Raw genomic sequence first — 13,806 nt, 5'->3', positions numbered from 1 at the left:
ATCCTGAGAGCTAAGCATGAGAGAGAAAAAATTACAAGCCCTGGAAGAGGCCTTTGAGAAAATTATGGCGATCAGCCTGAATCAGATTCCTTTGGATAATATCGAGGAATTGGTCGCTGATGATGTGATGGGCTATGGCACCACACTTGATGAGGAAATTTATGATCTGGAAGGCTACAGAGAACAGATTAAAACCCAGGAGGAGCAGGCAAAAAAATTGGGGCTGAATTTTAATTTTGATCGAGAGCATGTCTATAGCCGGTTGTCTCCGGAGGAGGATACTGCGCTCTTTGTAGAGCAAATACGATTGAGCGTGACCTCAGATGAAATCAGTAACGAGTTTGATTTTCGTTTTACCTGCCTGCTGGAATATATAAATGGAAGCTGGAAACTAGTGCACTGGCATGGTTCCATCCCTTCTGATATTCAGGATGACACCTGGCATGTCAACGAATGGATGGCCGAGAAGAAAAAACTGGAACAGCAAGTAAAAGAACGTACCAAAGAACTAAAAGCGCTACAGGAACAACTCATTCACCAGGAAAAACTGGCATCTTTAGGTCAGCTTACAGCAGGTATTGCTCATGAAATCAAAAACCCGCTGAATTTTGTCAATAATTTTTCTGAACTAAGTATAGAACTTATTGATGAAGCCCGCGAAGAACTAGAGGCTTTCAGTGATGAGCCGGAAGAAATCCTTGCCATTTTGGATGACATTGAGGCTAATCTGAAAAAGATATACGACCACGGAAGCCGGGCAGACAACATTGTAAAATCCATGCTTCTGCACAGCAAGGGTGGATCGGGTACCAAGCAACCGACGGATCTCAATAGCCTGGTGGAAGAATACCTAACACTTAGTTTTCACGGTATGAGAGCAGGTTCCGATCCAATAAACGTGGATATTCAAATGGATCTGGATTCTTCGGTTGGTAAAGTAGCATTAAACCCGGAGGATATGAGTAGGGTGTTTATCAATCTGTTCAATAATGCCTTTGATGCAATGAGGGAGAAGCTGACAGCCGACAATCAGTTATACGGTGAGTCAGATAATAAGTACGAGCCCAAACTTACTGTTCGTACTATTTCTGAGGGATCGAGTGTCACCGTTGAAATCGAAGACAACGGACCCGGCATTCCTGAAGATATCAGAGATAAAATCATGCAGCCTTTTTATACCACAAAGAAAGGTACCCTTGGCACCGGACTCGGACTCAGTATTACCAATGATATTATAAAAGCACATGGCGGAAAGATAGAAATCAGCAGTATACCCGGTGAAAAAACCATTTTCTCCATATCTCTGCACTCAAAGGAGTAATATGAACTCAGTAAAACAAAAATCGCTGGAATACAATTATGAAAGGATCTTGAATGTGGGATTCTGTCTTACCCCCTATGAAGATCTGTCTGACATAATTGGACCCGATCCTGTCGTTTTTGGCACCACGAAAGATGAAAAGATATTATCCCTGAAAGAAGTTGACGCTTTGTTCAAATCTCAATATGAACAGATGGGAGACATGAAGCCCGGGCTCGACCGTAATCGAATAGCGAGCCGAATTTCACCGGATGGAAATAATGCATTTATAGTTGAGGAGATCACTCTTACACTCTCCTCTTCAGAAGAAGTTAAATCCATCTTTATGCGAGCCAGTTGCGTGATGGAATATGAAGAGAACCAATGGAAATTGACCCACTGGCATACTTCCACCCCCGTGGATACTGAGAATGATCACTGGCATCAGGAAGAGTGGAAACGGGAAAAAGAAAGGCTTCAGGAACTGGTAGACCGGCAAACTGATGACCTGCTTAAAAAGAACAGAGAGCTCGAAATTGAAACGGCACTTGAACGTGTACGTGCACGAACGATGGCCATGCATAGCAGCGACGAACTTGCAGAAGCCTCTTCCCTGCTGTTTGAGCAGATGGAAGCACTTGGTGTAGAAACATTCAGCAGCGGATTCACCATTTGGGATCAAAAGAAGGGTGAACTTATTTCCTGGATGTGTAATGCAGATGGCTCAATGAATCCCCCCTTCCGTATGCCTATTGAGGAAGAGGAATGGCATAAAGAACAGTATGAAAGCTGGGTAAATGGAGAGGAATTTATTGTTAAAGATATATCAGGCGATCAAATGAAGTCCTATTTCCGGTATTTGCGATCCTTCCCTTTACTAGATGAGGCGTTTAAAACATCAGAATCAGCCGGCCATCCGATGCCTGAACGGCAAGTACATCACGTAGCCAATTTCTCGCATGGAAATCTGCTTTTTATTACGCTTAAACCGGTTCCTGATGCCCACGATATTTTTAAACGCTTTGCCAAAGTATTTGATCAAACATACACCCGTTTCTTAGATCTTAAAAAAGCAGAAGCACAGGCGCGGGAAACCCAAATTGAAATGGCTCTTGAGAGGGTGCGTTCACGATCTATGGCTATGCAGAAGTCGGATGAGTTGAACGATGTAGCTTTCGTACTTTTTGAGCAGCTGCGCAATCTCGGCGGTGAAATGTGGGGTACGGGATTTGTTTTTTGTGAAAATGACAAGGATGAAGATGTAGCCTGGTTTGCCGTCGAAACCGGGATTCTTCCCCCAGTGTCTATACCTAATACTGACGACCCGACTCATGCTCAGATGTACGCCGGATGGAAAGAAAACAAAGACTTTATCTCGATCACTAAATCCGGAAAGGAATTAGAAGACCATTATGAGTATATGCTCTCTCTGCCGAAAGTCAGACCTTTCTTTCAACAGATCCTGGATAGTGGATTAACATTCCCGAAAAAACAACAATGGAATGCCGCTTACTACAAACATGGGTATTTACTGCTGATCACAACCGAAGAGTATTCCGATCCTGATATCCTCAAACGTTTTGCGAAAGTCTTTGAACAAAGCTATACCCGTTTTGAAGATCTTAAAAAAGCAGAAGCTCAGGCACGGGAAGCACAGATCAACCTTGCCGTTGAGCGGGTACGGGCTAAGGCCCTGGCTATGTACAAGTCAGATGAAATCCTGGAAGTTGTTAACACCTTAAAAAATGAGATTATAGGTCTCGATATCCCAAGCGTTTCGGCAGCTACCATTCACCTCAGAGAACCGGATGGGAGATATAGAATCTGGGACCTGACTACTATAGAAGAGACCGGGAATGGACTCGATATTTCCCTCGATATCACTTATCAAATAGAAGATACGCATCCGGATTTCTTTATGAGAGAAGTCTGGGAGCAAACGGAAGATTACTATGTTGTTACTCAGGGACCGAATCGGTATCCGCACACGGTACAATGGCTGCGGGATAACGGACACGCTCAGGAAGCTCAGGATTTCCTGGATTTCATTGATGAGACCAACCTTGATACTGCCTATCACCCCACCGTAGCACTTCAGAACGGAAGGATGAGTATAGACATGCTGGAAAAACCTACACAGGAGGTAGGTTCCATCCTTAAAAAAATGGGGCAGGCTTTTGACCTGGCCTATAAGCGTTTTGAGGATCTTAAAAAAGCAGAAGCACAGACTAGAGAAGCAAAGATTGAAACGGCCCTGGAGAAAGTTCGGTCCCGTACTATGGGCATGCAAAAAGGCGAAGAGCTTAAAGACGTGGTTGTACTATTATATAAAGAACTCATCGCTCTTGGTGTTACCAATTTTGTAACCTGTGGTTATGTCGAAGTTCGCGAGGAACAACAAATACAGGAAACATGGGTCACCAGTCCAGGCGGAGACGAGTTTGGGTTGTTTTATCTGCCACTGACCGGAGATGATACATTTGATGCACGATATGCCGCATGGAAAGCTCAGGAACCTGTCTTTCATCAATCTGTGGCCGGACAAGTAAGATTAGATCATCTCGAATATGCGATAACCAAGTTCAATTCCAAAGAAGCGGAGGAAATGGTCCGTAACCAGTTCCCCGACCCTACCGTCTTCTACTGCTTTAATTTCACCTATGGATACCTCCATATCGTTGGCGGATCGCTGCTAGAAAAAGAAGAGGAAAACCTTCTGGTCCGCTTCACTAAAGTCTTTGAACAAACCTACACCCGTTTCCTCGATCTTCAAAAAGCAGAAGCTCAGGCAAGGGAAGCCAAAATTGAAGCCGGCCTCGAAAAGATCCGCTCCCGTACCATGGGCATGCAGAATAGTGATGAGCTTCCGGAAGTAGCCAATCTCTTATTTTTGGAAATACAGGCACTGGGCATTCATGCATGGAGTTGCGGGTACTGCATTCTGGAAGAGGATGGGCATTCAAGTTCCTGCATCATGAGCAGTGAGGGTACGGTCCAAAAACCCTTCCTCCTGCCGCACCGGGGTGAAGCATCCTTCGAAGAATGGGACGATTTTGTTCACAGCGAGAACACCTTTTTTGTGCAGGAATTAAAAGGCGAAGCACTCGAAAGCCATTACGGTTTTATGAAATCCCTTCCCCAGCTTACTCCAATATTTCAGGATCTGCAAGACGAAGGACTTTCACTGCCGACTTACCAGATTAACCACTTGTGTAAATTCTCAAATGGCTTTCTATTGTTTATCACTTACGAAAAAGTGCCGAAAGCACACGATATTTTCAAACGCTTCACCAGTGTATTTGACCAGACCTATACCCGATTTCTCGATCTGAAGAAATCGGAACAAAGAGCTCGGGAAGCCGAAATTGAACTAGCGCTGGAACGAATTCGGTCTAAAGTATCAGCTATGCAAAAATCCAGCGACTTGCTGGATATTGTGGTCACTATGCGTACCGAGTTTATTTCACTGGGTCACGAAGCTCACTATTTCTGGTATATGAGATGGCTGGAGGACAAATACGAGAAGGCAATGACCTCCGGTGATGGTAGTAAGATCGGAATGATTATGTCACTTCCCAGGAAGATACATACCGAAATTGAGTCGGTGGTACGTTGGGAAATGAGTGATGAACCGTACATGGTACTTGATATGGGTCCCGATATGGCCGTGGACTACGTGAATAAGATGATCACTCTTGGCGATTTTGAACAGGTCGATCCTCAGGCCCCAAGTCTGGATGATGTTCGACACATTGGGGGGCTTACTTTTATCATGGCGCGAACCCGTCAGGGTGAGATAGGATATAGTCTGCCGGGTGTTGTCCCCAATCCCCCTAAGAATGCCATAGAAACTTTGGTTCGTTTTGCCGGGGTATTTGACTTGGCTTATCAGCGATTCGAGGATCTTAAGGAAGCTGAACAACAGGCAAAACTAATTCGTGAAGAAAGGGACCGTTTGGAAGCAACCCTTAAGGAATTGCACGCTACCCAGGATCAGCTTATTCAGCAGGAAAAACTGGCTTCTCTAGGTCAACTTACCGCCGGAATCGCACACGAGATCAAGAACCCACTTAATTTCGTAAATAATTTTTCGGATTTATCCGTAGAACTGATTCAAGAAGCACGGGATGAAATCAAATCTGTAGGGGCGTTTCACGATATATCCCTTCAGGATGATGTGCTTGTTGAATTGTATGACATCCTGAATAATGTGGAGATGAACCTGCAAAAGATTCATGAGCATGGTAGCCGTGCCGACGGCATCGTCAAGTCTATGCTGGAACATAGCCGGGGCGGTTCAGGAATAATGGAGCCGTCGGATTTGAATGCACTCGTGAAAGAATTTACTCACCTCTCCTTCCACGGCATGCGAGCTTCAAAAAACCCTATCAATGTAGACATAGAGTTTGATCTTGATGATTCGATCGGTGTGGTACCGCTGGTTACAGAAGACTTTTCAAGGGTGATTGTAAACCTGTGTAATAATGCCTTTGATGCTATGAGGGAGAAACTGACAGATAACAGCAGACGGCTCTCAGCTGAGTCAAATCACAAGTACGAGCCCAAACTTACTGTTCGTACCATATCAGATGAATCGAGTGTTGCCATTGAAATCGAAGATAACGGATCCGGCATTCCAGGTGAGATAAAAGACAAGATTATGCAACCGTTTTTTACGACAAAAAAAGGGACGGATGGCACCGGCCTAGGTTTATCCATAACTAATGATATTATAAAAGCACATGGTGGCAAACTCGAGGTCTCTTCAAGTGAGTCAGAAGGTACCATTTTCACTATTAACCTATTTCACAGTAAGTAAGCAATGAAAGCTTTAAAAGAAATGACCGAATTCTACTCGTACCTCCTGCTGGTACCTCTTATTCTTTGGACTTCCCCTGCCCTTGCCCAGGATGAGCAGGTTTCACGGACCACCTTCATGACCAGTAAAGCCCCTTCCCTGCGCTTTGAACATATCGGTATTGAAGAGGGAATGGCTCAAGCCAGTGCCAGCTCCATTATGCAGGACAGCCGTGGGTACTTATGGATAACCACACAGGGTGGATTGCATCGCTTTGACGGCCAGGAATTCAAGGTCTATACCGAAACTCCTTTCGACACAACCTCACTTTCTGAAAATTGGGTGCGGGGTGCTGCAGAAGCGAGTAATGGAGATATTTGGGTAACGGCGGAAGGCGGTGGGCTTAACCGGCTGAATCAAACAACCGGTCGATTCAAGAAGTATTTGCACGATCCTGACGATTCCACTTCACTATCCAGCAATCGTGCTTTCATGCCGTTTGAAGACAGTCGTGGAGATCTCTGGGTGAGTACTTTTGATAATGGTCTGAACCGAATGAAAACCGGAGAGGATGGTAAATTTACACGGTTCACTCATGTTCATGACGATTCCAGTACCATATCCAGTCATACCATCTTCAAAATTTCCGAAGATTTTGAAGGCTACATATGGGCAGGCTCAAATAACGGTATATCCAGGATTGACCCTGAAACAGATGAAATTACACGATTTCTTTTCGACCCCGAAGGAAGAGGCGTTTATGGTGCACCTGAAAATGTACTTGGCCAATATCACTCTCCTGATGAACCCAATATTATCTGGCTGGCAACCGGCAACGGGCTGGTCAAATTCAATAGTCTATCAGGGGCATATAAACGACATCTCATTGCTGACAATGAAAGCAGCGAAACCAATCCTCTGAATTTCATTCACCAGGTGGTCCCCGATCCGGACAACCCGAACGTACTCTGGGTAGGCGGACCCGGTACAGGGGTTGCTCGCTTCGATATGCAATCGGAGACCTTCACCTCTTACAGAAATAATCCAAGAGACCCTCACAGTCTCAGTGATAACAATGTTCGAACACTGTTTGCAGACCGCTCGGGCACTATTTGGGTGGGTACTTTCACGGAAGGTTTGGAAGCTTTTAATCCGGGGGCCGTAAACTTTACACACTTACGAAATGACCCTGAAGACGACCAAAGTATTGCTCCGGGGATAGTTTGGGGCGTCTATGAGGACCGCAATGGCACCCTATGGGTAGGTTCGGATGTAGGAGTCGGTGGTGATTTCCTTACCCGTTTTGATTTACGTACGTCAGAATTCGTTCGTTATCAGCATATTCCGCAAGATTCCACTTCTCTGCTTCCCGGAAACTATAGAGTTTTTGCGGAAGATGCCGATAATGAATTCTGGGTAGCCGGCAGCGGGGGACTCAATCTTTTTGATCGTACCACCGGCAAAGCAATCTCATATAGGCATCCTCAGAAACCGGAAAACCGTGGCCGAAATAATATCTTCGCACTGGTTAAAAGCTATGAAGACAACAGCACGCTTTACCTAGGAAGCGCAGGAGGCATCGACCGTTTCGATACCCGAAGCAGGGACTTTGAGCACCTACCTATGGCACAGAGTGGAATTGATCAGGAACCTTTTGTGCTAAGTCTGTACCAGGATACAAATCAGGTACTCTGGGCGGGCACTAACGAAGGGCTATACCGAATCGATGCGAATGATGACGTTACTCTTGCTTCGACTTATAACCCCAATGATACCACCACCATCAATCACAATCAGATTGCAGGCATTACCGAGCGTGCCTCCGAACCGGGCATTCTCTGGCTTGCCACGCAGAATGGCGGATTGAACCGGTTTGATTCACACACAGGTTCGGCAAAACACTATACCATGGAACGGGGCCTTCCCAGCAATACGCTTTATGGCCTTCTTGTAGATGAAGCAGGAACGCTCTGGATGAGTTCAAATAATGGCATTTCTAACTTTGATCCGGAAACCGAAACCTTTCGCAATTACGGTCTCGATGACGGACTGATGGCGCTTGAGTATAGTCAAAATGCCTATTTCAAAGGCAAGGGAGGAGTAATGTACTTTGGAAGCGGGAAAGGTGTTACAGCCTTCAACCCGGAGCAGCTTCATATCAATGAAATTCCCCCACAGGTAGTCATTTCCAGTGTCAAGCTCTTCAACAAACCGCTTGAAGTCGGTGAAGATTCACCTTTGAAACAACCCTTAACTGAGGTTCCAACCATCACGCTTGCTCATACTCAGAATGAGCTGACATTCGATTATGTAGCGCTTCATTTCGCCAATGCTGCAAAGAATAGCTATGCTTACAGACTGGAAGGATTTGACAATGAGTGGGTGTCAGCAGGAACCAAACGCTCAGCCACCTATACTAACCTCTCTCCGGGTGACTACACTTTTAGGGTAAAAGCCTCAAATGCCGATGGCATCTGGAATGAAAACGGAGCATCCGTGAATCTTTCCGTGCTGCCGCCCTGGTATCAGACCTGGTGGGCTTATGGATTGTTTGTGGGAATATTCGGCTTTAGCGTATTCGGTGTGGACCGGGTTCAGCGTTACCGTCTTTCCAAAAAAGAAAAAGAGAGAAGTAAGTTAAGAGAGGCCGAGCTGCGTGCCGAGGCCGAAAACAGGCGCCGGGCCGATACAGAGCAACTCAGCAAAATCGGTAGAGCCATAACCTCCACCCTCTCCGTCGATAAAATCATTGAAACCGTATACGAAAATGTAAATAAACTGATGGATGCCGCTATTTTTGGGGTAGGCATATACAACGAAGAGCAAAAACAGCTTGATTTTCCGGCTACCAAGGAAGAAGGAGAAATGCTACCAGCCTATACCAATGAACTCGATGATGAGAAGTGGTTGTCGGTTTGGTGCTTTAAAAACCGCGAAGAAATCATCATCGGGGATTTTGAAAACGAGCACAAGCAATATTTACAGAAATACGAAGCCCCATTGGTTGGCAAAGTACCTAACTCCGTGATTTACCTGCCTTTGGTTCAGCAAGATCGAACCATTGGGGTTATCACCACTCAAAGTTTTAATAAAAATGCATACTCCCCTTATCATGTAAACTTACTGCGAAACCTGGCCACTTATGCTGCCATAGCTCTTGACAATGCTTCTGCCTACAGACAGCTCAATGCCACATTGAGTGAACTCAAAACTATGCAGCAGCAACTGGTGCAGCAGGAAAAGTTAGCCTCATTAGGACAGCTGACAGCGGGAATCGCCCATGAGATTAAAAATCCGCTCAACTTCGTTAATAACTTCTCGGATCTAAGCATTGAATTGATAGAAGAAGCAAGAGAAGAGATCAAAGCTAAGCTTCCTGCCGACGGTGAATTGATAAATGACATTTTGAAAGACATTGAAACCAACATCCGCAAGATTCATGAACACGGGAACCGGGCGGATTCTATCGTCAAATCAATGCTTCAGCACAGTCGAGGAGGAGCGGGAGCAAAAGAACCGATCCCACTTAATAATTTAATAAAGGAGTACACGAATCTCGCCTTTCACGGGATGAGAGCCGGAAAGCATCCTATCAACGTAGACATAGACTTTCATTTTGATGAAGAAATCGGGGAACTGTCACTGGTTGCTGAGGAGTTCAGTAGGGTGATTTTAAACTTATGTAACAATGCTTTTGATGCGATGAGGGAAAAGATTGACGGCAACAATGAAGGGAAAGATACCTACACTCCCAAATTATCGGTAGGCACCCATAAGAATAGCACGCATGCGGAGGTGCAGATTACCGACAACGGGCCTGGAATCCCTGAGGAGTTGAAAGATCTTATACTGCAGCCATTCTTTACCACCAAAAAAGGAACTGAAGGAACAGGCTTAGGACTCAGTATATCCCACGATATTATCAAAGCGCATGGCGGAACTTTAGAAATTGAAAGTAAAAAAGGAGAATTCACAAAATTTATCATTAACATACCAACATAAAACCTAATATTATGAAGTTTTTAGTCGTAGATGACGAAAAAGATGTAGAGATGCTATTTCGTCAAAAATTCCGAAAGGAAATCAGAAACAAACAGCTGGAACTGCTTTTTGCATTCTCAGGAGAGGAGGCTCTGGAAATACTGGAGTCAAAAACACCCCCTGATGTGATGTACATTTTCTCGGATATCAACATGCCGGGTATGTCAGGTATCGAGCTCTTACAGCATGTAAAAAAGCATTACCCGGATATAAAGGTCAGCATGATCTCTGCGTATGGGGATTCAGAAAACTATAACCGGGCTATTGATTCAGGGGCAAAGGAGTTTTTTACCAAACCCATCAATTTTGAAACTCTTAAAGAGGAAGTTCAAAAAGAGTATAACAATAGCAAAGATGAACAATAAGGAAGTAGGAAGATTATGAGAACGCATAAAATAATGGTAGTGGACGATGAGCCTGATCTACAAATGCTCATCCTCCAAAAATTCCGCAAAAAAATTCATAACGATGATTATGAATTTTATTTCGCTGAAAATGGCCAGGAAGCCCTGGATTTGCTAAACGTAACCAGTGATATCTCTCTGATTCTTTCTGACATCAACATGCCGAAAATGGATGGGTTGACCCTGCTTCAAAAGCTGCAGGAGAAGGAGGAACAGGCACTAAAGACGGTAATCGTCTCTGCTTACGGTGATATGGAAAATATTCGTACCGCCATGAATAGAGGTGCTTTTGATTTCGTGACCAAACCCATTGACTTTACAGATCTGGAGGTGACCATAGAAAGAGGACTCAAGGAGATTCATTACATACGGGAAAACCTGAAGCAAAAGAATCTGCTGAACTCGGTACAGCAAGATCTGGACACCGCATCACGTATACAGCAAAAAATCCTACCACAGGATTTTCCGGCCTTTCCGGACCGTAAGGAGTTCCAGGTATACGCAGAAATGCACACGGCCAAGGAAGTAGGCGGCGATTTTTATGATTTCTTCATGATCGATGATAATCACCTCGGCTTTGTAATAGGCGACGTATCCGGGAAAGGAGTTCCGGCATCGATCTATATGGCGGTATCAAGAACCATGTTAAAAGCTATTGCTTCACAACTTAAAGATCCTGCGGAATGCCTGCAGACTGTAAATACCATGCTCATTCCCGAAAGTGACCTGACTACCTTTGTTACGATTTTTTACGGGGTGCTAAATACCGATACCGGTGTTGTTAAATATTGCAATGGCGGACATAACCTGCCCTATCATATGAAAGACGACGGTTCGGTAGTACAGGTTGAAAATACGGAAGGATTGCTGCTTGGAAAAATTGAACCTATTCAGTTCCAGACCAAAGAGATACAGCTAAAGCCCGGTGAAAAGATGTTTCTGTATACCGACGGACTTACTGAAGCAATGAATGAAAACGACGAGATGTATGAAGACGAACGGGTAGAGGAATACCTGCGTACGCACAGCAAAGACAGTGACGGGAAACTGTTGCGCGGAATTATCGTGGACACCCTCAAATTCATGAATAAAGCCCACCAGTCGGATGATATAACTCTATTGGTAATGGAGTATGTAGGCAGGGAGTGAGTGAGGGATTGATTTACTGATTTACTGAGTTGGTGAGTTGGTGAGTTGGTGAATAGAAAAAATTGTTAGGGGTCTTTACTTTATCAAAATTATTTAGTTATCTGCAGAGAACTTATTTAAACCTTCATCAATCGCTGATGCAACGCTTATGAGTGGCCTGGGGAAACTTTTGGGACTCGTTTTTTTTATTTTTGTATGCTTTATCGTCGGTGATATTCTTTACAGAATTACCGGCAGCCTATTTATTACTCTGGTTATCGGTTCTGTTCTACTTTTGGTTTTCATGCGCTACAGGGCCAAAAATCACAAGGTATGAGCCAACCTCTATATTATCTTGCATCCTGAATTTATTATTCCCTAAACCTCAAGGTTACATCCTCAAAATATCATCAAGTGTGATTCAAACCTTTTTCAATTAAACTCGATTTACGTTCATAAGTGTAGGTCATTTCACCACAATCTTTAGAGGCAAAATGACTATTGACAACCTTTAGCTATAGCGTGTAATTGCAGGTAAAACAAGGAGGTTGTTATGGAAGAAACTAAAAAAGGAAAGACACCTTTTGACAGACAGGAACTCGAATATTTCAAAAGACTGCTCCTGGAAAAACGTAGTGAAGCCGAAAAAGAACTGGAAAATATTGACCGTAACATTGACAACCTGAATGAGGCCGATGACGCCGACTACTCATCCGTTGATCACCATATGGGGGATGTCGGATCTGATGTTGAAGAGCAGGAGTTAAGTTACCAGCTTAAAGAGAGGACGCAGAAGTTCATCCAAGAGATCAATGATGCTTTGGAACGTATTCAAAACGGCACCTATGGTATCTGCCAGGCTACCGGCAAAGTGATCTCCAAAGGCCGCTTGGATGCTGTACCGCATACGCGATTCAGCAAGGAGGCTAAAGAGAAGGGATTGAGTGAAACCCCTTAACAGCAGCACCATTCTCTGTTTTTGAGATTACATACCATATAGCTTGAGGTAAACAGCCATACATTTTTACGGGAAAAGTATTATTTTCGCAATGATATCTGCGAACTTCCCGTAAAACCATTTGCCATGCGACTCCCTTTGCTATCGGTAGCAATCATATTGCTGCTCTCTGTAAATACTACCCCTGCACAAAATTATTCAGAATATAACCAGCAACTGGTCGATGAACACATCTACCAGGGCATGCCGGGTTATGACAATATCCTTTTCCGAGAAGCTTATATACTCTCCTATAATCATAAACACCGTATCCCAAATTGGGTTGCCTACAAAGTGGAGCCGGGTTATACAAATACGGTCCCACGATACGGAATCTTCAACTCATTTCGAGTGGACCAAAATATCCCGAATCCGGTAAGAGACCAGGAATACGTAGGACTTTACAACGGCGGGGAAGGATATGCCAGAGGACACCTGGCGCCATTTAATATTTCCGGAGGCGACCGCGACGGAGACGGACTCTATGGAGTAGCTGATACCAATGGTGACGGAGTAGTGAATGCAGATGATATGAAAGATCTCGAATTGTGGGAATTTGTAAGCGATGCCAATGAAATATCGAGAGTATATGAAATCAATCATCTCTCCAATGTAGCTCCCCAAGACCATGACGGATTCAACGGTGGCGGAGGGATCTGGCGTGATCTCGAGCGGTATATTCAGGATACCGTAGTAGAGGAGCAGGAAAAAGAGGTGTGGGTCTATGCCGGCACCGTACTTGGAAGAGGTGAGATGGAAAATGTTGGCACTAACAATGACATCACCGTACCTCCGATGTTTTTTAAAATAGTCGTTCGTAACGATAATCACGGCAAGCCACTGGTACTTGCTTTTCTACTTCCCCATCACAAAGAAGCCCACGGTGAGATCCAGGATTTTTTGGTTAGCGTCGATATCATTGAGGCTCTTACCGGACTCGATTTCTTTTCCAAAATGGACGAGGATATGGAAGGGAAGCTCGAGGCTGAAGATACCTGGTTAAACTGGGGTGAATTTTAAATTTCGATTTAGTCTCACTCAAAAAAGCTGAATTAAATTTCAGATATATAGCTAATCGGGAGAGACAAAGGTGTACTGCAAGTTACTTTGCAAAGGAGCAACTCCTATCCCCAAATTT

At 44.4% G+C, this 13,806-nt stretch carries 7 protein-coding genes; all 7 read left to right on the top strand.

The window, feature by feature from the left end; genetic code table 11:
- Positions 1–16 precede the first annotated feature (16 nt).
- Positions 17–1,321: an ATP-binding protein gene (locus tag G3570_RS03830; RefSeq protein WP_165139326.1), complete on the top strand. Its 1,305-nt coding sequence runs from the start codon at positions 17–19 to the stop codon at positions 1,319–1,321.
- Between the two features lies 1 nt (position 1,322).
- Positions 1,323–6,119 carry an ATP-binding protein gene (locus G3570_RS03825; protein WP_165139324.1) on the top strand — a complete coding sequence of 1,599 codons (4,797 nt, stop codon included), beginning with the start codon at positions 1,323–1,325 and terminating at the stop codon, positions 6,117–6,119.
- A 3-nt stretch (positions 6,120–6,122) separates the two neighbouring features.
- Complete coding sequence (locus G3570_RS03820; protein ID WP_165139322.1) at positions 6,123–10,100, top strand: sensor histidine kinase; 3,978 nt, start codon at positions 6,123–6,125, stop codon at positions 10,098–10,100.
- Positions 10,101–10,111: 11 nt separating this feature from the next.
- Positions 10,112–10,504, top strand: coding sequence for a response regulator (locus G3570_RS03815; RefSeq protein WP_165139320.1), 393 nt, complete (start codon positions 10,112–10,114; stop codon positions 10,502–10,504).
- Between the two features lie 15 nt (positions 10,505–10,519).
- Positions 10,520–11,692, top strand: a complete 1,173-nt coding sequence (locus tag G3570_RS03810) for a SpoIIE family protein phosphatase (RefSeq protein ID WP_165139318.1) — start codon at positions 10,520–10,522, stop codon at positions 11,690–11,692.
- Between the two features lie 532 nt (positions 11,693–12,224).
- The gene (locus tag G3570_RS03805) at positions 12,225–12,629 is read left to right on the top strand and encodes a TraR/DksA family transcriptional regulator (protein ID WP_165139316.1); all 405 of its coding nucleotides are present in this window, start codon (positions 12,225–12,227) and stop codon (positions 12,627–12,629) included.
- 126 nt (positions 12,630–12,755) lie between these two features.
- Positions 12,756–13,688, top strand: a complete 933-nt coding sequence (locus G3570_RS03800; RefSeq protein ID WP_165139314.1) for a DNA/RNA non-specific endonuclease — start codon at positions 12,756–12,758, stop codon at positions 13,686–13,688.
- Positions 13,689–13,806 lie beyond the last annotated feature (118 nt).

This window comes from Halalkalibaculum roseum (assembly GCF_011059145.1).
In the GTDB taxonomy this organism is placed as follows: Bacteria; Bacteroidota; Rhodothermia; order Balneolales; family Balneolaceae; genus Halalkalibaculum; species Halalkalibaculum roseum.
This window is presented reverse-complemented; position numbering and strand designations above follow the sequence as displayed.